Source organism: Amycolatopsis sp. NPDC049159 (assembly GCF_040648295.1).
Lineage (GTDB): Bacteria > Actinomycetota > Actinomycetes > Mycobacteriales > Pseudonocardiaceae > Amycolatopsis > Amycolatopsis pretoriensis_A.
On record NZ_JBEZDL010000007.1, the window covers coordinates 1 to 23,942 of the forward strand.

General features: G+C 70.2%; 21 protein-coding genes and 1 pseudogene. 14 read left to right on the forward strand and 8 right to left on the reverse strand.

Annotated features, from left to right (window positions below; all coding sequences use genetic code 11):
- The first annotated feature begins 460 nt into the window (after positions 1-460).
- The 3 genes from AB0B33_RS14615 to AB0B33_RS14625 all read left to right on the forward strand — a co-directional run bounded on the left by AB0B33_RS14615 (position 461) and on the right by AB0B33_RS14625 (position 2,024).
- A complete protein-coding gene (locus AB0B33_RS14615) occupies positions 461-778 on the forward strand; it encodes a hypothetical protein (protein ID WP_360771166.1) in 318 nt (105 codons plus the stop codon).
- Between the two features lie 29 nt (positions 779-807).
- Positions 808-1,608 (forward strand): MBL fold metallo-hydrolase, encoded by an 801-nt coding sequence (locus tag AB0B33_RS14620; RefSeq protein WP_360771169.1) that lies wholly within the window; start codon positions 808-810, stop codon positions 1,606-1,608.
- A gap of 197 nt (positions 1,609-1,805) precedes the next feature.
- A complete protein-coding gene (locus tag AB0B33_RS14625; protein ID WP_360771171.1) occupies positions 1,806-2,024 on the forward strand; it encodes a DUF2188 domain-containing protein in 219 nt (72 codons plus the stop codon).
- 728 nt (positions 2,025-2,752) lie between these two features.
- Here the strand turns inward: AB0B33_RS14625 and AB0B33_RS14630 are convergent.
- From AB0B33_RS14630 to AB0B33_RS14640, 3 genes are read right to left on the reverse strand one after another with little or no spacing between them, the layout of a single operon-like run.
- Positions 2,753-3,379: a hypothetical protein gene (locus AB0B33_RS14630; protein WP_360771174.1), complete on the reverse strand. Its 627-nt coding sequence runs from the start codon at positions 3,377-3,379 to the stop codon at positions 2,753-2,755.
- A complete protein-coding gene (locus AB0B33_RS14635; RefSeq protein WP_360771177.1) occupies positions 3,379-3,702 on the reverse strand; it encodes a hypothetical protein in 324 nt (107 codons plus the stop codon). The genes AB0B33_RS14630 and AB0B33_RS14635 overlap by 1 nt, the downstream gene beginning before the upstream one ends.
- Positions 3,703-3,718: 16 nt before the next feature.
- A complete protein-coding gene (locus AB0B33_RS14640) occupies positions 3,719-4,021 on the reverse strand; it encodes a hypothetical protein (RefSeq protein WP_247022115.1) in 303 nt (100 codons plus the stop codon).
- 96 nt (positions 4,022-4,117) lie between these two features.
- Between AB0B33_RS14640 and AB0B33_RS14645 the strand changes: the two genes are divergently transcribed.
- The 3 genes from AB0B33_RS14645 to AB0B33_RS14655 all read left to right on the forward strand — a co-directional run bounded on the left by AB0B33_RS14645 (position 4,118) and on the right by AB0B33_RS14655 (position 6,584).
- Complete coding sequence (locus AB0B33_RS14645; protein ID WP_247022114.1) at positions 4,118-4,654, forward strand: hypothetical protein; 537 nt, start codon at positions 4,118-4,120, stop codon at positions 4,652-4,654.
- 10 nt (positions 4,655-4,664) lie between these two features.
- Positions 4,665-5,849 (forward strand): serine/threonine protein kinase, encoded by a 1,185-nt coding sequence (locus tag AB0B33_RS14650; protein ID WP_360771182.1) that lies wholly within the window; start codon positions 4,665-4,667, stop codon positions 5,847-5,849.
- A 411-nt stretch (positions 5,850-6,260) separates the two neighbouring features.
- On the forward strand, positions 6,261-6,584 hold the full coding sequence (locus AB0B33_RS14655; RefSeq protein ID WP_360771186.1) for a hypothetical protein: 324 nt from the start codon (positions 6,261-6,263) through the stop codon (positions 6,582-6,584).
- A gap of 428 nt (positions 6,585-7,012) precedes the next feature.
- Here the strand turns inward: AB0B33_RS14655 and AB0B33_RS14660 are convergent, their stop codons facing one another.
- A complete protein-coding gene (locus AB0B33_RS14660) occupies positions 7,013-8,782 on the reverse strand; it encodes a hypothetical protein (RefSeq protein WP_360771189.1) in 1,770 nt (589 codons plus the stop codon).
- A 552-nt stretch (positions 8,783-9,334) separates the two neighbouring features.
- On the opposite strand from AB0B33_RS14660, the gene AB0B33_RS14665 reads away from it, so the two are divergent.
- Positions 9,335-9,739, forward strand: a complete 405-nt coding sequence (locus AB0B33_RS14665; protein ID WP_360771192.1) for a hypothetical protein — start codon at positions 9,335-9,337, stop codon at positions 9,737-9,739.
- 112 nt (positions 9,740-9,851) lie between these two features.
- Here AB0B33_RS14665 and AB0B33_RS14670 read toward each other — a convergent pair whose 3' ends face one another.
- Both AB0B33_RS14670 and AB0B33_RS14675 read right to left on the reverse strand, forming a co-directional pair.
- A complete protein-coding gene (locus tag AB0B33_RS14670; protein WP_360771195.1) occupies positions 9,852-15,584 on the reverse strand; it encodes an RHS repeat-associated core domain-containing protein in 5,733 nt (1,910 codons plus the stop codon).
- Positions 15,585-16,257: 673 nt separating this feature from the next.
- Positions 16,258-16,677, reverse strand: a complete 420-nt coding sequence (locus tag AB0B33_RS14675) for a DUF6069 family protein (RefSeq protein ID WP_360771198.1) — start codon at positions 16,675-16,677, stop codon at positions 16,258-16,260.
- A gap of 46 nt (positions 16,678-16,723) precedes the next feature.
- Here AB0B33_RS14675 and AB0B33_RS14680 point away from each other — a divergent pair, with 46 nt between their 5' ends.
- From AB0B33_RS14680 to AB0B33_RS14695, 4 genes and pseudogenes are all read left to right on the forward strand, one after another.
- On the forward strand, positions 16,724-17,242 hold the full coding sequence (locus tag AB0B33_RS14680) for a MarR family transcriptional regulator (RefSeq protein WP_360771201.1): 519 nt from the start codon (positions 16,724-16,726) through the stop codon (positions 17,240-17,242).
- A 152-nt stretch (positions 17,243-17,394) separates the two neighbouring features.
- Complete coding sequence (locus AB0B33_RS14685; RefSeq protein ID WP_360772044.1) at positions 17,395-17,754, forward strand: hypothetical protein; 360 nt, start codon at positions 17,395-17,397, stop codon at positions 17,752-17,754.
- Positions 17,727-17,909 (forward strand): annotated as a pseudogene (locus AB0B33_RS14690) (sigma factor-like helix-turn-helix DNA-binding protein); the annotation flags it as partial. The gene AB0B33_RS14685 and the pseudogene AB0B33_RS14690, both read left to right, overlap by 28 nt.
- Positions 17,906-18,556 (forward strand): anti-sigma factor, encoded by a 651-nt coding sequence (locus tag AB0B33_RS14695; protein ID WP_360771204.1) that lies wholly within the window; start codon positions 17,906-17,908, stop codon positions 18,554-18,556. The pseudogene AB0B33_RS14690 and the gene AB0B33_RS14695, both read left to right, overlap by 4 nt.
- 453 nt (positions 18,557-19,009) lie before the next feature.
- Here the strand turns inward: AB0B33_RS14695 and AB0B33_RS14700 are convergent, their stop codons facing one another.
- Positions 19,010-20,731 (reverse strand): hypothetical protein, encoded by a 1,722-nt coding sequence (locus AB0B33_RS14700; protein ID WP_360771207.1) that lies wholly within the window; start codon positions 20,729-20,731, stop codon positions 19,010-19,012.
- A gap of 54 nt (positions 20,732-20,785) precedes the next feature.
- Complete coding sequence (locus tag AB0B33_RS14705) at positions 20,786-21,679, reverse strand: hypothetical protein (RefSeq protein WP_360771210.1); 894 nt, start codon at positions 21,677-21,679, stop codon at positions 20,786-20,788.
- Between the two features lie 326 nt (positions 21,680-22,005).
- Here AB0B33_RS14705 and AB0B33_RS14710 point away from each other — a divergent pair, with 326 nt between their 5' ends.
- Genes AB0B33_RS14710 through AB0B33_RS14720 form a run of 3 tightly spaced genes read left to right on the forward strand, consistent with a single transcriptional unit; the run spans position 22,006 to position 23,679 of the window.
- Positions 22,006-22,971, forward strand: a complete 966-nt coding sequence (locus AB0B33_RS14710) for a ferritin-like domain-containing protein (RefSeq protein ID WP_360771212.1) — start codon at positions 22,006-22,008, stop codon at positions 22,969-22,971.
- Positions 22,972-23,027: 56 nt separating this feature from the next.
- Positions 23,028-23,477 carry a VOC family protein gene (locus AB0B33_RS14715; RefSeq protein ID WP_360771215.1) on the forward strand — a complete coding sequence of 150 codons (450 nt, stop codon included), beginning with the start codon at positions 23,028-23,030 and terminating at the stop codon, positions 23,475-23,477.
- 40 nt (positions 23,478-23,517) lie between these two features.
- The gene (locus AB0B33_RS14720) at positions 23,518-23,679 is read left to right on the forward strand and encodes a hypothetical protein (RefSeq protein WP_360771217.1); all 162 of its coding nucleotides are present in this window, start codon (positions 23,518-23,520) and stop codon (positions 23,677-23,679) included.
- The last annotated feature ends 263 nt before the right edge of the window (positions 23,680-23,942 follow it).

Genomic DNA, 23,942 nt, shown 5'->3' on the forward strand with positions numbered 1-23,942 from the left:
GACAGCTCCACTTCACATCCGGAGGCCTTCACCTGTCTGCACGACAGGCCGTCACCGGGTCACCTCAGCTCGGGACAACGTCCCTGAACATCACAGCTAGTTCCCGACGCGGGAGCTACGGCGTTCGATCATGACGCGTGATGGCAGCCGACACGCTGCCGAACCCCGATCTCCCGGAACCCGGCCCGGCGGTGCAGTTCCCGGCTCGCGATGTTCTCGGGGAACACACCGCTCTGGATCGTCCAGATCCCGCGTCCTCGGCCGAGGTGACGAGCCCGGCCAGCAGCGCCTGCCCAGAGCACGAGGTAACCGGCCCCGCCTGCGACAGGCACCGCGCGACGCGGGCCCGAAGCGAGACCGACGCCGAACAGCAGAGCTGCACGCCTGGATTCCCGGTCTTCCGCTAACCCGACCTGGGTACTCCTTCGTTTGTCCCCGACCCGGGCGGGTATCGACAGGCATGTCCCTCAGCACGGCGTGCACGGTCTGGCAGGTGCGGCCCCTCGACCACGCCCGCTACCACGTGCGGTACTGCTGCCGCGGCGGCCCGGCCGGCGTGTTCGACCTCGTGCTGACCCGCCGGTCCCCCGAATTCGTGGACCTGCCGCCGATCGGCGACGACGGCCTGGCCCTCGCGGCGGCCGGAGTGATCATCGACGGTGTGCTCCGAACCGGTGGCACCCCGCGGGAAACCGACCTCACGACACTCGCCCGCACCGATCCTGCGTTCGTCCCGGAACTCCGTCGGCGTCTCGGCGCCGTCCCCCAGCCCCAGTGAGCCCCGGGCGCGCCTGGAAAGGACCACCGATGTCCGAGGTTCCCGCCGGCAACTCCCTGATGTTCGTCGGGACCGCGACGACGGTGCTCCGGCTGGGCCCGTTCACCTTGCTGACCGACCCCAACTTCCTGCACCGCGGCCAGTGGTCCTACTTCGGCCAAGGCCTGTTTTCCCGCCGCCGCACCGAACCCGCTCTGCAGCCGGCCGACCTGCCGCCGCTGACCGCCGTCGTGCTCTCGCACCTGCACGGCGACCACTTCGACCGGATCGCCTCCCGCGAGCTGCCCCGCGACGTCCCGATCCTCACCACCGAGCACGCCGCCGGCCGCCTGCTCCGCCGCGGCTTCCACGCCCCGCTCCCCCTGGCGACCTGGATGAGCGAAAGCTTCACCGACGGCGAAGCCCGGCTGACGATCACCTCCGTGCCTGCCCGGCACGCCCCGGGGCTCATGCGGCGCGTCCTGCCGCCGGTGATGGGCAGCGTCATCGAATACCACGCCGGCCCGGACGCACCGCCGCTGCGGATCTACATCAGCGGCGACACGGTGCTGCACGACGAACTGCGCACCATCCGCGAACACTTCCCCGACCTCGACCTCGCCGTGGTGCACCTGGGCGGTACGCGCGCCTTCGGCGTTCTGGTCACCCTCGACCACCGCGGCGGCGTCGACCTGCTGAACCTGCTCGAACCACGCCGCGCGGTCCCGGTCCACTTCGACGACTACGGCTTGTTCCACTCCCCGGTGTCGAACTTCTTGGAGGAGGTGCGAGACCGCCGGCCGGCTACCCGGGTCCACCTCCTGCAGCGCGGCGAGTACCTACCGCTGTGAAGGCGCTCGGGAACGGTTCGACCGCGCCCGCCCGGGTATCCACGAGATGGTGAGGTACGACCGATGCCGAATCCCCCGGGATCGCCTTCGGTGACAGCCCCGGGTTCAACCCCAGCCCGGGCGCCATCTACCGCCGCCGGCACCATTCGGGCGGCCGCCTCGTCCTCGCTGCCGTACATCCGAACGAAGGGGTTTCCATGGCCGAAGGCGACATCCACACCTACTTCGAAGACGGCCAGTGGAAGAACCACATCGAGGGCGGCGTTCGAGCTTCCAACACCTCACCCCACCGGGTGGACGCCGTGGTCGCCGGACGGCAGGCCGCGAAAAAGCGACGCGTCAAGCACATCGTCCACAACCTCGACGGTGAAATCGAAAGCGAACGCACCTTCCGGCCACGCACGTCGGCGCGGTGACTACCCCGCAGTCACTCGGCGCGATGCGGCAACATCGACAGCGCCCGAGCCTCTGCCCCTGGTACTCCCCCAGGCGCGGCGTCGCTAGTGGCGCGCCCGTCTGGCTGAGGGCGCGGTCGTCATCCTTGGACTCAACAGCGCGAACTACTGTGGAGTCGACGAACAACCACCGCCCGATATCGCCGACGCGCTCTTCGCGCTGGCCGAGTGGCTCGGCGACAACCCGGCATACCTGAGATTGCGCGAGAGCTGGCGCCGCCGCGGCACCTTCGACATGGCTCGGCTTGGCAAGGAACAACGCCGCTTCGGTGCAGAACTGCTCGATGGGCTCGACCGCCCGCCCGCAGCGCGGATCGCCACCACGCACCACCGGCTGCTGCCGGTCGGGTACGAGGAGGAGGTCAAACCGTTCGAGTCGCTGCAGAACTTCGCCACCACCCGGGCGTTCCTGGCCGAGCACACCGCCGATCTCCCCCAGGACATCCCCGCACCCGGCACAGCGGGCACACCCGGTCGCTGGTGGCGTGCTCGGCCCGTACGGTCGGCAAAGGACAGACCCATGAGGGCGGCTACACGTTCGTCCGAGACCAGTTCACCCAGCTCGGGCCGTGGCCAAATCGAAGAGAGCGACCGCGCTGCCGTATTTCCGAGGTCTCCGGCGGAATCGCCGGTACCACACGCGCACTGCCGGAACCCGGACCGGCCGGATCCGGCCGGCCCGGGACGGGTCACGTGCAGGCGGCCAAGTGCATCGCCTCGAGGTACCCCCACCGCCCGGAACTCGGCGCGTAGCCGAGGATCCAGGCCGTCGGGGCGTGCGAGCCGCAGTGGGCCGTCGTGATGCGGAACTCGTCGCCGTCGCGGACGTTGCCGATCACGAACGACTGCGGGGCGCTGCGCAGCGAACCCGCGCTGGTGGCGTGGATCGTGGCCACCGAGTCACCGTCGTGCGCGGGCTGGAACGGGATGGCCACGACGGCGTCGTGGCTGTCCAAGCCGTGCAGCTCCGGGATGCGAGCGCCGTGGGTGTCCTTCGCGTACCCCGGATCCACGCAGCTCGCGGGTGTGAACCCCCAGTGGATGGCCGCGTCGGACCGGGCGTAGTCCAGCACCAGCGCGTAGTCGTTGACGGTGTAGCGCACTCCCAGGTGGTACGGCGTTCCGTCGGCGGCGGTGCGATCCTTGACCCAGTGGCGGTCCGGCACGCCGGCCTTCGGGTAATTCTCGTAAATGGTGCAGGACGCCTGGGTCAGCGTCGCCGAGGTCGTGTAGTGCGTGTCGTCGGCGGCCTGCGCCGGCGACGCCGTGACGGCCAGGGCGGCGGCGAGCGCGGTGGTGAGGGCGGTCGCGCGCATCAGTCCTGGGGTCCCGTGCAGACGTAGTCGTGGTCGACGTACCCGTCGATGCGGCCGTGCTGCTGCGCGGCCGGCCCGTCGAGCACCGCCGGGGCGTAGCCCTTGATCCAGCCGCCGGGCGTGGTCGGCTCGAGCCGGTGGAAGGTCTGGCTGTGGAAGATCGTGCCGACGATCTCCCCGACCGGCTGCGCGCGGACGTAGGTGTCCTGGGCGTGGCAGACGTAGAGGACGTCTTCACTGGCTTGGGCGGCGGGCGTGGCGCACAGCGCGGTGGCCAGGCCGGTGGCCGCCAGCGCCGCGACGAACGTGGTCCTGCGGTTCATGGGGAAGTTCCTTGGGTCAGCCGAGGCAGGCGCGGGTGGTGAAGTACCACTGGTCGACGTGGAAGACGACGACCCCGCGTGGCCCTTCGAACGGGGTCTTGATGCGGCGGTTCATCGTGCCGCCGCGGGCGACGGAGTCGGTCTGCTCGCCGTAGAACTTGTCGTTGGCCTGGTCGTAGTTCGCGTAGTAGTGCGCCAGGTCGCAGTGCACGGTCACCGGTTCGGTGATCGCCTCGCCCGACGCGGCCGGTGCGGCGGCCGCGAGCCCCAGCGCCGACAGGGCGACGGCGACACCGCCGAGAACACTCCTTGATGTCATCTTAACGATCCTTTCGCGTTATTTTGGATGACATCTCGACGGTAAGTCGCGTCATCGCAAATAGCAAGTGGTGACTTCTCCAGCTACATTGATCACGTGATGCAGCAGGACACGGCGCCACGGCGGGCGTACTACGGCCTGGCCGAGATCGCGGACGCGCTCGGCCTCAGCCGCCAGCTCGTGACCGTGTGGCGCCGCCGCCGCAGCCACGACATCCCGGAACCGACCGCCGAGCTCTCCTCCGGCCCGATCTGGGAGGGCGCGGCCGTCGAGCCGTGGATCGACCGGATGCGCGCCCGGCGCGGCGAAGGAGAGGCTGCGCCCCTCTCCCCCGAACTGGCCGCCCGCCTCGCCCGGCGCGCTCTGCGCCTGCTCGCACTGCTGCTGGAGGAGCACCCGCGCCCGCACCTGCTCGCCCAGGCCGTCGCCGCGGTGCGGGAGCTCGAGCCAGCCGTCGAAGCCACCCCGGCCGACGACGACGGCCGCCACGCCCGCACCGTGCTGGCCGCGCTGGCGGGCGAGAGCGCCCCGGCGGCCGTCCGGGCCCGGCTCGTCGGCGTCCTGCCCGCACTCGCGCAGCTGGCCAGGACGGCGAATCCCGAACACACGGCCGAAACCCACCCGAACGGATAACCTTCCCGCTGTGTCCGCATCGCCGCACCCCTTGGTCACCGGCTACCGGCTCGGTCCCGAACTCGGCCGAGGCGGCACCGGGGTCGTGTACGCGGCCACGCGGGAGTCCGACGGCCTCGAAGTCGCCCTGAAGGTGCTGCACCCGGAGCTGACAGCGGTGTCCGGCCACGGCGAACGTCTGCGCGCGGAGGCCGGACGCGCGGGCACGATCGACCACCCGGGCGTGGTGCGCATCCTCGACGTCGACCCGGAGGCCGGCGCGTGGCTGGCCATGGAGCGCATCGACGGCCCGGACCTGCAGCGCCGGCTCGACGAAGGGCCGCTCGACACCGCGACGGCCGTCGCGGTGGTGCGGCAAGTGGCCGACGCGGTCGCGGCGCTGCACGCGGCCGGGATCGTGCACCGCGACCTCAAGCCCGCGAACGTCCTGCTCACCGAGACCGCCGACGGGCTGCGCGCCCGCGTCACCGACTTCGGCCTCGCCGCCCGGGTCGCCACGGTGGACGCCACCCTCGGCACCGGCTCGCTCGGGCAGGCGGACTGGCTGCACAGCCTCGACCGGACCGCCGACGAACCGGCCGAGCTGACCGGCACCGTCACCTACATGGCCCCCGAGCAGTGGCGCGGCGAACGCGCAACGCCCCGCACCGACGTCTACGCCCTCGGCGGCTTGCTGTACGCGGCCTTGACCGGGCAGCGGCCCTACCCGCAGCGGACGCTGACCGAGCTGGCCATGGCCGTCGCGGTGGAGCCACCACCGGCACCGAGCCGCACCGGTGCCCCGGCCCGGTTCGACGCCGTCGTCCGCCGCGCCATGGCCAAGGACCCGGCGCGCCGCTTCCCCGACGTCCCGGCATTCGCCGCCGCCTTGACCACCGGCCGCGCACCCGCCCCGGCCCGCCGCTGGTGGCTCGCGGCGGCGGTGATCGTGGTCGTGGCCCTGGCCGCGACGGGTGGCTACCTGGTGCTGCGGCCCACCCCGGCGGCGCACGCCACGGTGAGCCGGTCCGAATGCGCGGAGTCGGCGACGTTGCGCGACCACCCGGGCGGCGACGGCCACGACATCGGCCACCTCACCCGCGGCGACGTCGTCACGCTGGACCACCACGAGGACGCGGGCCCCTGGTCGTACGTCCACACTGCCGACGGCCGGACCGGCTGGGCCCTGAACCAGTACCTCCGTACGAGCTGCTGAGCGTCCGGTTCCCCGCCGAGCAACCGCGATCGGCAGGCTGATCAGCTCCCGGCTGTCCGATTGCCAGGTTTGGCTATTTCCTGGCAGCGTAAGCACACCCGGGCGTCGTGCTCGCCGATCTGCGCGTGCAGCACGATCTTCCTCGTCGAACGCCACCTCGACTCCATCCCCGCGACAGGAGGTCCGGCCCAGGTCGGTACCGGACCGATCGATGACGTGCTCATTCACCCGACCGCAGCTTGATTCATTCCACCGGCGCATTTGTTCAACTGCACTGCGTATCACGATCAAGAAGAACAGACGACCGCCCTGGACCAATCAGGCAGTCTGACAGGAAACGCCAAAAAGTCAGCAATTCCTGCCCTACAGTGTTGCTCGCCAGCAAATTTCTGCCCGAGGGAGGGAACAATCATGCTGAGACAGCTTTGCCTCATCGCCGTCGCCATGTCCGCGATCGGCGTTGCGACCGCCGGCGGAGACATCGCTCCGTCCGCACACGCATCGACCACACAAGCCCGGTGCTCGACCGTGTGGCAGTACCGCGTGACAAACCCCGGAAACATGACGGACGCCGAGTCCGGCGGAAACTACGTGGGCGATGCGTACGTCGGCGACCTGATCAACGTTCGCATCCAAGGAAACCCGCGCTACTACGGATTCAACACCGGCAGCTCCAAATGGGGCTGGGTGCTGTCGAGCAACCTCAGTTACACCGGCAACACCTGGTGCGGCTGAGATCGATCAAACGCAACCCCTGAAGAGAAGTAACCTACACGAACCAGGCAGAGCTTTGAAACGGCAAATCGCCACCAACGTGTCTCGCCGTGCGCATCAAAGAATACTTGCGGTGTCATGATTTCACGGCAGCCACGGGAGCCAGGCACGGGTAGCTGCCACACTGCCGACGGCAGCTACCCGGGCCGCATCCCGGCGACCGATGGGGCAACGTGGTTCGAACAGCCGTCCCCGCAGGCCATGCTGTCGATCCATCCGCGACCGGCTCTGCGCCACCTACTGAGGTACACCTAGCTGGAGCTGCGCGACGGTTTGCGCGCCGACGGCGGTGGAGTGCCCGGCCCGCGTCGCTACTCCGCCCCGGTCTCCTCCCTGCTCAGGTAGCCGCGGCGTTTGCGATGACCAAGACGGGCGCGCCATCAGCTTGTTCATGCCCAGGTGCGAACCGCCTGGTCGAGGAACGTCCGCAGTTCCCGGTCGAAGGCCAGGATCGCGCTCGACGCGGTGTCGTAGTCGGCATCGCCTGCGAGACTGGACGAGTGCGGGGCGCCCAGGGTGTTCGGGAGACGCAACGCGTGGCACGTGTCGGTGATGGTGGTGGCCAGGTCGCGGCAGAGCTCCGGTTCGGGGTAGAGCAGCCAGCCGAACAGGCGGCGGGACAGGGACAGGATGCGATCCGCGGTCGGGCCGTAGCGCGCAACCATCGCGCGCGTTATGGGGGCGGGGATCTCCTCCAGGATGTAGTGCAGCGCCCGAACGTCGTCGGTCACCGTGTCGCCGGTGCGGTCGAACAGGGCCGGGACGTCGATGTCGAGCGCATCGGCGTGCCGGCGGGCGGTCGCGGCGAAACGGGTGTCGACACCGCGCGCTCTGGCTATCCCGGCGAACGCGGCGGAGCGGGTGTAGCCCCACAGGTCGCGCTGGGCGGCCCGGGTCCATCGGTCGGTCGCCAGCCGCTCGTCCCACCAGCCCACCAACTCGTCGCGACAGCGCCAGACGTCCGAGAGGTCCGCGGCGGCGGCTGAGGGCTGGCGCACCAGGTCGGCGGTTCGTTGAGCGAGGTCGTCCGGAAGACCCGAGGTGCGGCACCCGGTCGCGATCCCATCGGCGTCGCGGGCGCGGTCGTCGACGGGCGCCAGCTTCTCCGACACGGCCGCGAGCCGCACGCCCACCCAGTGCGCCGCCGCGACCCCAGGGCCGTGCGTGCGGGCCAGCCGGTTCCGCACCGCGTGTCCGTCACGGATTCGGCCGAGCAGGACGCCGACGCGCGGATCAGGGTCCGGCGCCGACTGGGGCAGGTCCACACCGAGGAAGTCGGCGTGGTCGGCGGACTCCTGCAGCAGGGCATCCACTTGGCGGTCGCGGTCCTCGCCGGCGGGAAGGGCTTCCAGCCGGGCGCTGAGCACGTGCGCGAACCCGAGCCGCAGGGCTCGCCGGGCGCGGGCGTCATCGGGCGGAGCCAGGGCGATGACCGGTCCGAGGTCCAGCCCGACGGCGGCAGCGATCCGGCGCCCGGACAGGACCCGGCTCCCGCGGACCGCGACGCCGACGATTCCCGCCGCGTCGTCGTCCCACACCGGAGAGCCGAGAAGGTCCGGCCGCGCTGGCGCCTGGATGTCGATCGCGATCGTGTTCTCGTCCTGGTGCGCCAGCAGCACCGCATTGACGGGGACGCCGTCCGGTGCGCCGAGGCCGATCGCGACCAGCCCGGCTCGGTGGCCCCAGCAGTTGCCCGGGTCGACCAGCCACACCCGCAGCAGTCGCTGCGTCGGCGCGCTCGTCAGCCTCAGCACTGCGATGTCGAGCCCGTCGGGCCGCCACCGTTCGACCACAGCCGTGTGCGTGCGGCCCGGAGCCAGCAGCGGGAAGTCCACGGTGATCGACCCGCCTGGCGTCGCGTCGGCTCCGAGCACCCGGCTCACGACCTCGATGTCGGTGACCAGTGTGCGCCGGTCGACCACCATCGCCACGCCGGCGGGCTCGTCCACCCGCGACAACACCCGCGCGACGCACATCGCGAGGTGGTCCGACTGCCGGGGCCGTGTCAAGCCTTCGTGGTGCACGTGCAGCGAGCCGATCGTGCCCGCCTGCACCACCGTGCCTGACACCGGACCGCGGATGACGTTCGCCGTGCCGGAGCTCAGGCCGAGGATCCTCGCGATCTCCTCGTACTCACCGTCGGCTGGGTCGTGGTTCACACCGCCAGTATCCCGACGCCAGTGACGCTCCCACTGCGGCGAACGAGTGGCGCAGGCCCACGACTTCACCCCAACCTCGATCGCCGGATGGCGAACAAGCTGGCTATCGCTCCTATTTCTTGTGCCGGTGAGCGGCGTGATCAGGCGGTAGCAGCCACCCGGCGGGGATCGGGCGTACAGCGTGGGCGCGAGCCACGATCTGGATCTCAGGTTCCGTCTCTTGGCGCAAAGCCTGCGGGGAGCCGAGTTGCTCGACCGCCTTGGCTACGGCAGAGACTCACCGCGACCGCGAACACGGCTGGCACAAAGCGTTCCCGTGACGACGGCAACGACTCTGGCGGTCCACCGGTCGGCATGCAGTCGCCGGCGACCAGGAAGGATCGGACTTCGGGGGCACTGACCCCCACCGCCGGCGGGCTCGCGGCGGTAGCGGTCGATCACCGCGTCGACCTCTGCGCTCATAGCCGCCGCCTCTTGGGGGCGGAGATAGCCGTCGGTCTCGACCAGCAGCCGCAGGTGCCGGTTGGTGGCCGCCGAGCTAGCGTGCGATCCATGACCGTGATCCGACGGGTTCACCGCACCGTCGCCGTCCACCCCGGCCTGTTCTTCCTCGTCAACGCCGTCACCGTCGACATCGAGTTCCCCGCCGAGCCGATCGGCACACCAGGTTCGGCGGACGAGCCACTTCTGCGAAAGCACCGCGACGCCTTCACCGGTAGCGGGCCGCAGTTCGGAAATCCCGAATACGTCCGACCAGGTACACAGTTCACCGTGCCGGTGTCCGGCCGCCGCGATGTCGTCGTAACTCGTCGTCTGCTGGTGTCCCCCGCCAGGTTCACCCCACCGCTCGATGACCCCAACCCCGCCGGCCTCGAGCACTGGAGCATCACCGTCCTTCCCGAACACGATTCGGGTCGATGCCGCGGGCCCTGGGCCGGGACCATCCCCGCACTTTGACCGCAGACGCTCGCCGACTGCGTCCGAGTGCTGGGTCAGGTTGGCTGGCGAGCCGGTGATCGGGTTCCCTCCAGGAGGAACTGCTCGGACAGGAGCACGCGGGCGCGGGCCGTCAGGAAAACGGCGAACGGCCGACGGAATTCCCGATGACGCCGGGTGGCGGCGGCGGGTCGTCGACGACGTTGACGTAGCGGTACGCCTGGTAGTTGCCGTTCGCGTGGCTGTCGAGGGTGGAGTCGTTGATGTTGGCCGTGGCGCGCTTCACCGGGGTCGCGCCGAACGAGTAGTACTCGAAGTTCCCCTTGTCGTCGAGCCACTTGTGGAAGAGCAGGACGTGTTCGGTGGTCGAGTTCAGGATGTCCCCGGCCTGGAGCTCGGAGCGGTCGATCTTTTCCCCGTAGTAGGGCAGGGTGTACGTGCTCGCGCTCCAGCTGAGGTGGAACGCCATCGAGACGTACCCGGAGCAGTCGCGGCGGTAGACGCGACCGTCACCCGGTCCGGGCGAGAAACCGTTGTCACCGGGGGCGAAGTTGTCCGGGTCGTAGTACGGCCCTGGCTTGTGGTCGACCCAGTACTGCGCCCGGGCGATGATCTCCGACCGGGTGATCTTGGGTTCGTTCTCCGGGTCGCACTTGTTGCCGTCCGCCTTCTGGCACGAGAGGCCGGTGCGGTCGACCTGGTTCACCGGGTCGTTCGCGGCGTAGGCGTACCGGTTGAGGCCGATGGTGTCTTCGCCGTCGATGGTGGGGTCGGGCGAGATGAACCGGCCGAGCTGCGGGTCGTAGTAGCGGGCGTTGAGGTACACCAGCCCGGTCGAGTCCTGGCGTTCGGCGATGAAGCCGCGCGACTCGAAGGGCAGCGACCCACCGGCCGACAGGACCTCGCCGAAGGGCCGGTACTTCTTGCGGTGGACCTCCACCCCCGCGGCGTCGGTCTCGGCCTGCACCGAGCCCTGGATGTCGGTGTGCACCCAGTACTTCGTCCCGCCGTCGACCCGGGCCACCGGCGTGCCCTCGATCGAGATGTACTTGGTGGTCGTGCCGGCGGTGACGTTCACCTCGTAGTCGACGCCGAGGTAGCGGCGGGTGACGCCGCCCTCGACCTGCTGGAGCCGGGTGTCGTCGGCGTCGTAGGTGAACGTCGACGTGACTCCGCCCTTGACGACCGAAGCGAGCAGCCCGTCGCCGTTCCAGGTGAGGGTGCGGCCGGCGCCGGAGGTCATGTTGCCCGCCGCGTCGTAGGTGTAGGCGTTCGCCCCGGCGGTGCTCACCGCGTGCGGGTGCGCCGGGTCGTAGGCGTAGGCACCGGTCCGGGAGTTCGAGGCGATGTTGCCGGCCGCATCGTAGGTGAGGGACTGGTTGTTCGCCGGGCCGGCGTCGTCGGTCGCGCTGGTGAGCCGGCCGCCGTCGTCGTAGGTGTAGCTCCAGCTCTCGTCGGGGAACGGGCTGGTGACCTTCGTGATGTTGCCGCTCGCGTCGCGGGTGAACTCGTTGTCCTGCACGACGTTCGCGCCCGACTTCGTCTCGATGCCGGTGAGCCAGCCGCGTTCCGCGTCGTGCGGGCGGGTGGTCGTGGTGCCGTTGGCGTTGGCGATCCGGGTCACCTTGCCGTCGGCGTTGTAGGTCGCCGAGGTGACGTAGCCGGGGATCGCCGTGAGCCGGCCCGCGCTGTCGTAGCGCAACGGCGCCGCCGCGGTGCCCTGCGTGTCCCCGTCGGGGTAGGTGGTCCACAGCTTGCGGTCGCCCGCGTCGAAGCCGTACCGGAACTCGTAGCTCGCGGCGCCCACGGTCCGCACGGTCTTGACGGTGTGGCCGAGGGCGTCGTAGTCGAACGTCCGGGTGCCGGCCGCGTCCGTGTTCGCGGTGACCTTGCCGACGTTGGCGTAGCCGGCGCGGACCTGGTCGTAGGTCCAGGACACCGTCGCGGCGGACGCGGTCCCCGCGTTGGTCGTCTTGGCGGTCTTGCGGCCCAGCTTGTCGTTGGTGAACGTCGTGCGCTGGTTGTTCGCGTCGGTCTGCGCGACCGCGCGGCCGGCGTCGTCCCACTCGTAGGTGGTGACGCCCTTGTCCGGGTCCGCCACCTTCGTCTGCCGCCCGAACGAGTCGGTGGTGTAGGTGATGACGGCCCCGGACGGGTCGGTGGACTTCGCGAGGTTTCCCCGCAGGTCGTAGTCGTACCGCGCGGTCACGGGCTTGCCGCCGACCGTCTCCTGGCGCTCGGCGCGCTTGCCGTAGGCGTCCAGGCGGTCGGTCGTGGCGTGGCCGTTCTCGTCGGTGCTGGTGGTCGACCACGGGCCGTAGCTCTTGGTCTGGACCGCGCCACCCGGCAGCGTGGTCTTGACCACCCGGTCGAGCCCGTCGTAGGCGGTGAGCGTCGGGTACGTCACCGGCTGCGCGGTGCCCGCCACCCAGTAGTACGGCGCGGTCCTCGACGCGACCTGGCCGCGGGCGCTGTACGCCGTGTCGACGTAGATGTCACCGGTCGCCGCGTCCGGGCCCTTGTCCGCGGTGCGGTACGGGCGCTGCAGACCGTCCACGTAGCGGCGGCTCCACTGCGGGACGCCCGTCCCGTCCGCGGCCGGCTTCTCGACCTGCTCGTACTGCTTGGCCGGATCGCCGACGTCCACCCACTTGTGGCGTTCGAACTTGCCGCCGGGCTGGGTGGTTTCGGCCGCCCGGCACAGCGGGTCGTAGGTGACCGTGGTCGCCTGCCGGTTGAGGTCGTTCACCTGGGTCGGCGTGCCGCAGACGGGATCCCACGTCGCGTCGACCGTCTGGGACAGCGCGTTGGTCTCCGAGGTCTGGAAACTGTGGTACGCCGGGTCGTAGCCGAGTGTGGTGCGCCCGCCGAGCGCGTCGATCTCAGCGGTGAGGTTGCCCCACGCGTCGTACTCCTTGCCCGTCCCGACGAACGCGTCCCGGGTCGAAAGCCACTGGGCCGACGACGTCGCGTAACCGGCCGCGGGAGCCTGGTCCCACGCCGCGCCGTCGTACCCGGTGCGGGTCTCGCTGAGCTTCGTCCCGCCGGCGCCGACCCCGGCGACGACCTTCACCGCGGCCGGCTTGTTCACGATGTAGGCGGCCGTGTTGGGCACGAACGTGGTCACCGTCGTGCGCTCGTCACCCGCCTGCTCGTTGTCGCCGTTCTCGATCTGGGTCACCACTTCGCCGTAGGCGTTGTACGCCCGGCTCGTGTAGCTGCGCTTGCAGTCCGCTCCGGGGCACACCGCGCTCTTGCCGGTGTACGCGGTCTCCATCGTGCCGGTCGGCAGCGCCGTCCTCGGCACGGTCGTGCCGTTGGTGACGTAGTCGGTGACCGTCGAGCTCAGCAGCGCGCCGTCGCCGCCGTGGTTCTCGACGCGTTCGGGCCGGCCGATCGCGGCGAGGTCCTGGCGGAACGTCGTGTCGACGTACGGGCACTGCGTCTCGCCCGCGTTGCACGGCTTGGTCTCCCGCTGCGTGCGGAACCCGAGGAACGTGCGCTCCGGGTGGTGGTAAGCCCCGCCGGAGTAGCTGTAGTTCGTGGTCGCGGCGCCACCCGGGCCGGCGTCGTCGGTCACGGCGGACACGGTCTGGGTCAGCGGCGGGTTGTTCGTGTTCGCCCACGCCGACGACGGCTGGTAGCTCACCGTCGTCTTGTCGCCCCACTCGTTGGTGCGGGAGGTCAGCACGTCGGTCGCCGCACCGCCCATGTTCCAGATGTGGCGCCCCTTGTTGAGGCCGAAGTTGGTGTTGTAGAGCTCCACCATCTCCGTGCGCATGTCGCCGTTGACGTCCATTTCGAGGAAGTCGCTGGTGCAGGTGCCCTTGCTGCAGGAGTAGGTACCCATCGTCGGGTCGCTCGCGCCGGGCGTGAAGCCGGAGCCGGTGGACAGCCAGATGTCGCGTTTCGTCGACGCCCCCAGGAATCCCGGGGAGAGGGCGACCATGTCCATCCGGTGGTCGCCGTTGACGTCCATCACGAGCTGCTTGGACGTCTCGGCGTAGGCCATGCTCGTGTCGGTGGCGCCCAGTTTGTAGCTGTAGCCGGTGGAGAGCCACGTCCGGCGGGTGTACGTGCCGAACAGCGGGTAGAGCTCGACCATGTCGACTTTGTCGTCGTCGTTGACGTCCATCATCAGGAACCGGCTGCCGGCGCCTTCCGCGTTCGGCGCGCTCCAGGAGATGCCGGAGTCGCTCGCCCCGGAGACGAAGCCGGTTCCGGTGGACAGCCAGATGTGCCGGTTGCCGGCGCCGAAGAGCGCGGGCGACAGTTCGACGAAGTCGGTCTTGCCGTCGCCGTTGACGTCGGCGGCCTCGAACTGCCGGTTCGCGTCGTAGGCGATGCCGGCGTCGTTGGAGGCGAGGGTGAAGGTGGTCCCGTCCGAAAGCCACGTCGCGCGGCAGTAGTTCACCGGGAAGATGCCGCAGGAATACAGTTCCAGGACGTCGGTCTTGCCGTCGCCGTTGACGTCCATCGGGAGGAAGCGCGCGTTCGCGTCGTTGCGGCCCTGGGCCGCGCCGGTCGAACCCGCCGTGAAGCCGGTGCCGGTGGACACCCACAGCTGCCGCGCCAGACCCAGGCCGGAGGGGGAGAACTCCAGCAGGTCGGACTTCCCGTCGCCGGTGAAGTCACCCGGCAGGTAGCGCGCGTTCTCGTTGAGCGACGTCGCGCCTTCCGCCGACGCCAGCGTGAAGTCGGTGCCGTCGGACAGCCACGTCTTGCGTTGGTAGGTCCCGAAGTTCGGCCACAGCTCCAGCATGTCGGTCTTGCCGTCGCCGTTGATGTCCATCGGGAAGTCTTTGGCGGCGTTGTTGTTGCCGGTGAACGCCTGGTTGTTGCTGCCGGAGACGAACGCGGGCGCGCCGGCCTGGTAGGTCGCCGTCACGGGTGGCATCGCGGTGCCGCCGGTGACGGTGCCCGCGGCGTCCAGGACGGCGTCGGTGCCGAACTGCTGCACGGCCGACAGGAGTGACCGTCCCGTCGCGTCACTGGTGGCGTAGGTCAGCTTGTACGCGCGGACCCGGCTGCCGCCGACGCTCACGTCGATGGTCTTGATGCGGCCCTGGACGGTCCGGATGCCGCCGTTGCCCATCGCCCGCAGGTCGGTGTCGGTGCGCTGCTCGTAGGTGAACTTGACCGTCGTCCCGTTGTAGGTGACCGAATCGAGGTACTCCCAGCAGCACGCGAACTGGTTGGCCGCCCAGTTGTAGGTGACCGTGTTGCCCTTCGGGTCGACGACCTGGTTCAGGCCCCACCGGTAGACGAGATCGGTCCCGGCCGACAGCACGGGCGCGTAGACGCGTTTGACGCCGTCCTTCGCGGTCAAGGTCCACCGGCTGGCGGCTCCGGTGCCGGTCAGCGCGAACTTCCGGAAGGACTCGTTCCTGGTCGCGTGCGTGCCACCCGAGGTGCAGCTCGGGCTCACGCTGCCGGCGACGCAGGGCACGAGCTCCTCGCCGTCCGCGAGGTAGACGTCCGAGGCGTCGTAGCGGGGGGCGCCCTTGCCGGCGCCGGCCCGTTCGATCTCGCTGAGGCCGCTCAGCGTCCAGCCGACCCCGGCCAGCCCGTTGAGGGCGGACGAATCGTAGGCCAGCGAGAACTGCGGGGTGATGTCGTGGAAGGCCGGGACCCGGATCGCGATCGAGTCGGTGAACGTCCCGTTCCCGTCGACCTGCCACGACTTGTCGGGCACCTGCGGCTCCGGCGTCTTGGCGACGTCGGCGAGCGAGGTGCGCTCCTTCTCCTTGGCCGATGGGCCATCGGCGGGCGCGGTCACCGCCCCCGCGGTGCCCACGCTGCCGGCCAGCAACAGGACGACGACCAGAATTCCGCGCAGCGCGCGGCCGACTACTGCGGACTCCATGGGCCTGACCCCTCGGCACTCTCGGAGTGGACGGGCACACCGTCCAGGGCGACTGTGCCGTCCGGCTTGATCCGTCGGCTTGATCGGACCGATGCTACATCGCAGTCCGTGCACTTGAAAGGGTCTGTGTCACGACGGAGTTACAGATCGCTACCTCGCCCGTGTCATCTCAATCACGCACAGTCAACTCTTCGCACCTCGACTATTTGCGACGCACCGTGATTCCACGCAGGCGTCACGTAGTCGAACGGCCTCGGTGAGCCGCCATGCCGCCCCGAGCGAATCGACGGCTCGTTCAGCTGGGAGGCTGACGGCTTCGTCGGCGCTCTCCGAGTCACCACCCAAGAGGGTGAGCCGTCGAGCCCCGCGCCGCGCTGCTTGACCCCCCGCGCGGAACCCCGAGAAAGCCCTCCGGGGCCGACTGATCCAGGTCGCGGCCGGTACCTGCCGAGGACCCACAGCGCCTCACGGCGGCGCTGCACCGGCGCCTCCAAGGCTGCGGCACGCTCTTCGAGCTGAGTGAACAGGTCTGATCAGTCCGGCTGCCGGGCGCAACCCAGCAGCTGGCCGGCGCCGGGGGTTCTGGCCCCGGCCGCGACCAGCGCGGCGGGCCCCCGTGCCCGCAGGCCGCCCCCGTCGGTGCCCGCCACGACGGGACGGAGGCCGTCCGACGTCAGCCCACATGGGGTGCCGGCGCCGGCACGACCGGCACCCGCAGGGTCGGACGGAGGGCGAGGACGACCGCGCCGGTGACCGCCAGGTGCATCAGCATCAGCCCGGCGACGTTGGCGGCGGTCGCGCCCGCGGTCAGCTGGAGCACGTCCGGGATCCACGTCAGGACCAGCACGACGGGCACCACGACCCGCAGCGCCCGCGGGCTTCGGCGGGCGATCAGGCCCCAGCCGGCCGCGCCGATGAGCACGCCGAGCACCGTCGCGGGCAGGTAGGCCGCGGGGTTGAGGCCCATCCCGGTGCCGCCGTCGTCGAGGGCGGACGCGGCGAGTGCGATGACGGTGTTGACGGCGGCGGCCGCCACGACGGCGACCCCCAGGCGGAGAGCTGTGCTGGGAGACAGGGCGGCGGTGCTCGGCATCGCTCCTCCTTGGGTTGCGTGTTAAACCCAACGTAGGTTGAGTTGCGTGTTAAAGTCAAGCGTGCACGAGCAAGAAGCAGTGGAACCGTTCGCCCGGCTCGGCGACGACGAGCGGCACGCGTGGGTGAACGTCGCAAAGGTGCTGCTCACGCTGCCAGGAGCGCTGGAAAGCCAGCTGCTGCGGGACGCCGACCTGACCCTGCTGGGCTACATGATCTTGGCGCGGCTGTCGGTCGTGCCGGGCAGAAGCCTGCGGATGAGCGAGATCGCGGAGATGGCCAACGGCTCGCTGCCGCGGATCTCCCACGCGGTGGCCCGGCTGGAGGACCGCGGGTGGGTGACCAGGAAGGTGTGCACCGGCCAAGGCCGCCGCTTCACAACGGCGACCCTGACCGACGCGGGCCGCGCCCACCTGGCGACGGCGTCCCCATCGCACGTGGCGAACATCCGCCGCCTGGTGATCGAGCCACTGGGCACCGACTTCGCCCGGCTCGGGGACGCGGCCGAGCGGATCGTCGAGAACCTGGGGTTGCCGACCGAGGTCTTCAAGCGCCCCCAAAGCTGATCGACCGGAAGTGGCAGCCGAGACGCCGAACCTGACCGGGGGCGGGAAACGCTCAACCGGGACCGTTGTGTGCCGGTCACGATTTGATCGTCGGTCTTTCACAGCGGGCGGACCGGTGACGGCGGACGGGGTGTTTCTCGCCTGCCGTGGCCGTGAGCCCGCAGATCCAGCAGCGCCCGCCGGACGCGGTCCCGCGCACGACTCCCGCCATAACCGTCAAGGTCTTCTTCCACCGCGGGCAACCAGACGACCCGTCTCGCGCCGAAGCCGTGACCCGGACGGTGCCGAAGACGGACGCCGTCGCCGCCGCGGCGGTCACCCAGCTGCTCGGCGGCCCCACGTCCGCCGAACGACAGCGGGGCTACTTCTCCATGTTCAGCCCGGCGACCGCCGACATGCTCAAACCCGTCCGGATCGCCAACGGGGGCGCGCACGCCGACTTCCGGGACTTCCGGCTACTGCTCCCGAACGCGACTTCGAGCTGCAGGTTCGCGCCGCATTGGCGGTCCTGACCGAGCTCCAGCGGGAGTCGATCCTGCCCGCCTACTTTCAGGGTTACACCTGCCGGGAAGTTTCCGAAAAACTCGGTGTCGCCGCCGACACCGTCAAGACCCGTATGCGGGACGGACTGCTCCGCTTGCGCGATGCTCTGGGAGTGCACCGATGACCACCGCCGACGTCCACATCCTCGCCGGCGCGTACGCCCTCGACGCGGTAGACGACCTCGAAAATGCCGCTTTCACCCGGCACCTGGCCGAATGCGCCGCGTGCGCGGAGGAGGTCGCCGAATTCCGGGAAACCGCCGCCAGACTGGGCGCTGCCACGACAGTCGTTGCCGGCCCGGGACTGCGACGGCGGGTGCTCGCCGAGATTTCCCAGACACGGCAGCAGCCGCCCCGCGTCACCCCTGAGCCTGCCGCCCCGGCACGACGCTCCCGATGGCGCAAGCGCGCACTGATCGCAGCGGTGTCGGTCGCCGCGGCGGCCCCGGTACTTGCCGGCGGTATCAGCATCGGGCTGGACCAGTCGGTCTCCGGCCGCCCGGTGCCGGTGGCCGACAGTGGCGCGGTGGCATCCGCGCCCGACGCGACCACCGTGCGCGCGGCCGTGGCCCGCGGAGGCTCGGTCTCGGCCACGGCTTCCCGGCAGCTGGGCAAAGCACTGGTCACCGCGCAGGCCCTGCCACAGCTGGACGCCGACCACGCCTACGAGCTGTGGCTCACCGGGCCGGGCACGCCACGATCGGCGGGACTGCTCGGGCCCGGGGCACCATCGAGACCGTCCTCCCCGCCACCACCGACGGTGTCGCGGTGACCGTCGAACCCGCCACCGGTTCGCTGCAGCCGACGACACCGTCCGTCGCGAGCCTCGTGGTCAGCTGAACCAGCGCGAAGGCCCGGTCACCGAGGTGACCGGGCCTTCCGCGTTGGCACCCACAGGCCTCGTCCAGTGCCGGGAACTTGTCCGCCGGGCCTCATTCCGCTGAACTCCTGGTGATCCATTCGCCATCCGGATCGTGACCGATGACCGTTTGAGGAGAAGGAGAACACCGCGAGCACGTTCCGGCCGTCATCTGCTCGTGACTGCCGCGCTGCCCGCCTCCACCAGTCCGCCCAGCGGTCGCGCGGTCCTCCGACGGATCAGCGGCCACGGATACGACACTGACGGCTGCGACGGCGGCCCGGCTCTCGGCGACTGAACTCCCGCACGACAAAAGTGGGGCACCAGATCTCTCCGGTGCCCCACTCATGCGCTCCCCGTGAACCGTCAGACGGTGTGCGGGGCGTGCGCGACGGTGTTCCAGCCGGTGGCGATGACGCCGGCGTCGCCGCCGTTGCCCGCCCAGCCGGAGTTCCCACCGGTGGTGCTGCTGGTGTTCCCGGCGTCGCCGGTCGAACCGGTAGCGCCCGTATCACCCGAGCTGCCCGACGTCACCGCGGTGTGCAACGTCGTGCTCTCGTGCTTCCAGCCGCCGTGGTGACGGCCCTGCTGCTCGTGCCCGCGGGTCGAGACGACGGCGGTGTTGCCGCCGGTCGAGCCCGAGGAGCCCGAGTTGCCGGACGTGCCGCTCACGGCGTTGTTGTGGCTGGTGGCGCTCCCGGCGTCGCCGGAGTCGCCACCGTTGCCACCCTTGGCGGTGCCGGTCACGACACCCAGGACGCCGGTGCGGCCGCCCTGCTCGTGCCGCTTCCAGCTGTGCCCACCGTTGTTCATCGCGGAGTTCTGGCCGGTGCTGACGACGGTGGCGTCGCCGCCGTTGCCCGCCCAGCCGGAGTTCCCGCCGGTGGTGCTGCTGGTGTTCCACGCGGCGCCGGTCGAACCGGTGGCACCCGTGTCACCCGAGTTGCCCGACGTCACCGCGGTGTGCGACGTCGTGCCCTCGTGCTTCCAGCTGCCGTGGTGGTTCCAGGTGCCGCCGTGGTTCCCACCGCAGTACTGGTGCCCACCGTGGCCGCGGCCCTTGTCCTGACCGCCGAGCGTCCACACGATGGCGGTGTTGCCGCCGGTGGAACCGGAGTTGCCCGAGTTGCCGGAGTTCCCGGTCACCGCGTTGTTGTGGCTGGTGGCGTTCCCGGCGTCGCCGGAGTCGCCACCGTTGCCACCCTTGGCGGTGCCGGTCACGACACCCAGGACGCCGGTGCGGCCGCCCTGCTCGTGCCGGTTCCAGCCCCAGCCGTGCCCACCGTTGTTCATCGCGGAGTTCTGGCCGGTGCTGACCACGCCGGCGTCGCCGCCGTTGCCCGCCCAGCCGGAATTTCCACCGGTGGTGGTGCTGGTGTTGCTCGCGTCGCCGGTCGCGCCGGTGGCGCCGGTGTTCCCGGAGTCACCCGAGGTCACCGTGGTGGAGCACTGCGCCAGCAGGCAGAGGCCGTAGGCGCTGTTGCCGCCGGTCGACCCGGAGTTCCCGGAGTTGCCCGAGTTCCCCGACACCGCCGAGTTGGAGCTGGTGGCGTTCCCGGCGTCACCGGAGTCGCCACCGTTGCCGCTCCTGGCGGTGCCGGTCACCGAGCCGAGAACGCCGCGGGCGCCCCGCGAGTCCGCGGTGTTCCTGCCCGACGCCGCCGTGGTCCCGGAGCCGCCGTTGCCGGCGTTCCCGGAGTGGCCGCCGGCGGTGCTGCTGGTGTTCGAGGCGTTCCCGGTCGAGCCGGTCGCGCCCGTGTTCCCGGAGTTGCCCGAGGACACCGAGGTGCTGCACTTGGCCAGGACACAGACGCCGTAAGCGCTGTTGTGCCCGGTGGCGCCGGAGTTGCCCGAGTTGCCGGAGTTCCCGCTGACAGCGTTGTTGCTGCTGCTCGCGTTGCCGCCGGAACCGGAGTCCCCGCCGGTGCCGCCGGCCGAAGCTCCGGAGACCACCGAGTGCAGCGTGGTGCCGAGCCCGCCGAGCGGGCCCGAGTTCCCGGTGTCCGCACTGGCCACCGCTGATCCCAGCAGGACGAACCCGCCGGAGATGACCGCGGCGGTCAGGCCGCGTCGCACGTACTTGTGCATGACTTCCCTTTCCTAGCTCTCTGTCCATTGTGGATTTTGAGGTGGAAGGGTCCGTCAGCTCGGGTGGTCGTTGCCGTAGTACTCCAGCCAGTGCAACGACCACGCGCCGGCGGGCGGTGCCCGCCACGTGCGATCGGTACCGGGAACACTGCTCCCGGCCGCGGTCACGGCGTACTCGCCACCGTGCTGGCCACCCGCGCTCGCCGACATCGTCCCGCTCGCACCGGAGACGTCGTCGGGCAGCCCGCCACCGCCCGATAGGGGCACCGGATCGGCACCACCGATCCGCGAACCGGGCTGTTCGGCAGCCGACCGGACAGCAGCGTGCACGACCCGCGAACGCCACGGATCGGCCGAGGTGACCGTGACCGGAGTACTGCCCCCGGCAGGCGCGGCCACGCTCGGCGAAGACACGTCTTCACGCGGCGTGGGCTTCGCCGGCCAGTCGCCGTCCTGGCGCCCGGTCACCACCGGGACCACGTCCTCGGCCCCGATCGACCGAGCCACCGGCGCGGTCAGCGGTGCCGTGGCGTGCAGCACCGGCGAGGTCACCGGGGACACCGCGTGCACCACCAGCTCGGTGACCGGGCGCAGGGCCGACAGGAGCGGCTCCGCCGCGCGCAGCACCGGACGCGTAACCGGCGCGAGCACGGGCTCGAGCCCGTTCGTCACCGGCTTCGCGACCTGAGCCACCTGCGCCGTCACCGCGTGCACCGGCTTCGTAACCGACGTCAGCACCGGTTCGACCGGCTTGAGCACACTGTGAGCCGTGCTCCCGACGTGGTCGAGCAACCCGGGCCGATCCGGGGGCGAACCCTCGGAAGCGTCCGCGGCCCCCGACACGGCCAAGGCCAGCAGGGCGAACCCGAACAACGCGCCGGCGACCACGAGCATCCGCAGCAAGAGCGGCTGCCCCGTCGGTGCGTCATCCGTCAGGGAAGTATCCATCCATCTCACCCCCCTTCGAGTGTGGACTTCACTGTCAGTCGCATTTCGGGGCGGCGACCTTCACCGGATTGGGTGCAAATCCAAGTTTTTTATTTCCGGCCACACGGGTTTATACCGCTGAGTAGCGGGTAAACCATCGTATTTTTCGTCGGCGAACAGCACGAATCGCCCAAGTCGTGCCCGCGGTCACCCACTTAAGGCCACCACCCATCCGCAGCGCACCCAGCCTCGAAAGCGAACTGTCCACGAAGGATCCATCCCCCAGCGCCGGAACGCTCGACGCCGGGTGACGCCCGCCGTTCGCGCGGGTGGGGAGGAGTTCGTCCGTGTTTGGCAAGCGCTATGCCGCTTCGATGATCAACCGGAGCGCGGAGAACCACCAGGACCGCCGCCGTTTCCTCAAAGCGGCCGGCATGACCGGCCTCGGGGTCGTCGGCGCGAGTGCGCTCGGCGGCCTCGCCACCGGGACCGCATCCGCCGCGAACACCAAGCCCACCGCAGCGGCGGCCGCCGCGGCCGCTGAGGTCAGTGACGGCGCCGTCCTCAACTTCGCCCTCAACCTCGAGTACCTCGAAGCCGAGTTCTACCTGCACGCCACCACCGGCAAGGGTCTGGCCGACTCGATGACGACCGGCACGGGCACCCGCGGCGGCGTCACCGGCGGCCGCGCCGTCCGGTTCCAGACCCGCGCCGCCCGCCAGTACGCGCAGGAGATCGCGAGCGACGAGAAGGCCCACGTCCAGTTCCTGCGCACCGCGCTCGGCTCGGCCGCGGTCAGCCGGCCGGCGATCGACCTGCAGTCCAGCTTCACCGCCGCCGCGCAGGCCGCCGGGCTGGTCAAGCCGGGCCAGAGCTTCGACGCGTTCTCGTGCGAGGAGAACTTCCTGCTCGCGGCGTTCCTGTTCGAGGATGTCGGCGTCACGGCCTACAAGGGGGCCGCACCGCTGATCACCAACAAGACCTACCTCGAAGCCGCGGCGGGCATCCTGGCGGTGGAGGCGTACCACGCGGCCAACATCCGCAGCGCGCTCTACCAGCGCGGCGACGCCAAGGCGACCGTCAAGCTGTCCAACGCCCGCGACAGCCTCGACGGCCCCGCCGACGGAGACCAGGGCGTCATCGACAGCCACGGCAACGCGAACATCGTCCCGACGGACGCGAACGGTATCGCCTACAGCCGCTCGCCGGGTCAGGTGCTGAACATCGTGTACCTGACGAACAAGGCCGCCAAGTCCGGCGGCTTCTTCCCCAAGGGCGTCAACGGCGAAGTGAACACCAGCGCCGCCAACTGATCCGAGCGGGTGCCGGACCGCCGTCGGGGCGGTCCGGCCTCGGTAGCATGCGGCAAATGGCCATCAGAAAGCTCGAAAACGTCGGCATCACCGTCCGCGACCTCGAAGCAGCGATCTCCTTCTTCACAGACCTCGGCCTCACGGTCGTCGGCCGCGACACCGTCAGTGGCGGGTGGACCGACACAGCCGTCGGCCTCGATGGCAACCACGCCCGCATCGCGATGCTCCAGACGCCCGACGGCGCCGGTCGCCTCGAGCTCTTCGAGTACATCCACCCCGAAGCGATCGAGTCGGATCCCACGCTTCCCCACGAGATCGGCATGCACCGCGTCGCCTTCTCGGTCGACAACATCGACAAAGCCCTCGAAACGGCAGCGAAACACGGATGCCATCCGCTTCGCGGGGTGGCCACCTACGAAGGTATCTACAAGCTCACCTACATTCGCGGTCCCAGCGACATCATCGTGATGCTCGCCGAGGAACTGCAGGCTCCCGAAACCCGGTAACTGTGCGGTAAGGATCACCGGGGACGGGTAGGTCACCATGATGACGTACCTCGCCGCCGTCGGCGCCTGGATGATCCTCGCACTCGGCGTGGCCTACGCGGGCGTCCGGACCCGGCCCGGCCTCGGCGGCGCGTTCTTGACGGGCTTCGGAATCGGGGCGCCGCTGGTGGTTTTCTTCGGCGGTATGCAGATGTTTACGTGACCGAACCGGCGATGCCCGGCCTCGCTCGAACCGCCGGTTCGTCACCCACAGGGCTGGTACGCGCGTCGCGGGCTGTCCGCCGCACCCGGTCGCCGGCCACGAACCCGGTCACCCCCCACCGCCTGCACGCCACCGGCGGCCACCACGACGACGGCTGCTACGACGGCCTGCTCGGCGTGGCCTGCTCGACCTCGGCTGACCCGGCGAAGCGGGACACAGGACGTCCCGGCGTCTCGCTGTCCTGCGTCGTCGACCGGCGTCAC

What these genes read in the sequence shown, in the direction of transcription:
- AB0B33_RS14670 (WP_360771195.1), bottom strand. Translation starts at nt 15,584, where the DNA reads ATGGAGTCCGCAGTAGTCGGCCGCGCGCTGCGCGGAATTCTGGTCGTC.
- AB0B33_RS14665 (WP_360771192.1), top strand. Translation starts at nt 9,335, where the DNA reads ATGACCGTGATCCGACGGGTTCACCGCACCGTCGCCGTCCACCCCGGC.
- AB0B33_RS14635 (WP_360771177.1), bottom strand. Translation starts at nt 3,702, where the DNA reads ATGAACCGCAGGACCACGTTCGTCGCGGCGCTGGCGGCCACCGGCCTG.
- AB0B33_RS14630 (WP_360771174.1), bottom strand. Translation starts at nt 3,379, where the DNA reads ATGCGCGCGACCGCCCTCACCACCGCGCTCGCCGCCGCCCTGGCCGTC.
- AB0B33_RS14715 (WP_360771215.1), top strand. Translation starts at nt 23,028, where the DNA reads ATGGCCATCAGAAAGCTCGAAAACGTCGGCATCACCGTCCGCGACCTC.
- AB0B33_RS14705 (WP_360771210.1), bottom strand. Translation starts at nt 21,679, where the DNA reads ATGGATACTTCCCTGACGGATGACGCACCGACGGGGCAGCCGCTCTTG.
- AB0B33_RS14720 (WP_360771217.1), top strand. Translation starts at nt 23,518, where the DNA reads ATGACGTACCTCGCCGCCGTCGGCGCCTGGATGATCCTCGCACTCGGC.
- AB0B33_RS14675 (WP_360771198.1), bottom strand. Translation starts at nt 16,677, where the DNA reads ATGCCGAGCACCGCCGCCCTGTCTCCCAGCACAGCTCTCCGCCTGGGG.
- AB0B33_RS14700 (WP_360771207.1), bottom strand. Translation starts at nt 20,731, where the DNA reads ATGCACAAGTACGTGCGACGCGGCCTGACCGCCGCGGTCATCTCCGGC.
- AB0B33_RS14615 (WP_360771166.1), top strand. Translation starts at nt 461, where the DNA reads ATGTCCCTCAGCACGGCGTGCACGGTCTGGCAGGTGCGGCCCCTCGAC.
- AB0B33_RS14620 (WP_360771169.1), top strand. Translation starts at nt 808, where the DNA reads ATGTCCGAGGTTCCCGCCGGCAACTCCCTGATGTTCGTCGGGACCGCG.
- AB0B33_RS14625 (WP_360771171.1), top strand. Translation starts at nt 1,806, where the DNA reads ATGGCCGAAGGCGACATCCACACCTACTTCGAAGACGGCCAGTGGAAG.
- AB0B33_RS14640 (WP_247022115.1), bottom strand. Translation starts at nt 4,021, where the DNA reads ATGACATCAAGGAGTGTTCTCGGCGGTGTCGCCGTCGCCCTGTCGGCG.
- AB0B33_RS14655 (WP_360771186.1), top strand. Translation starts at nt 6,261, where the DNA reads ATGCTGAGACAGCTTTGCCTCATCGCCGTCGCCATGTCCGCGATCGGC.
- AB0B33_RS14695 (WP_360771204.1), top strand. Translation starts at nt 17,906, where the DNA reads ATGACCACCGCCGACGTCCACATCCTCGCCGGCGCGTACGCCCTCGAC.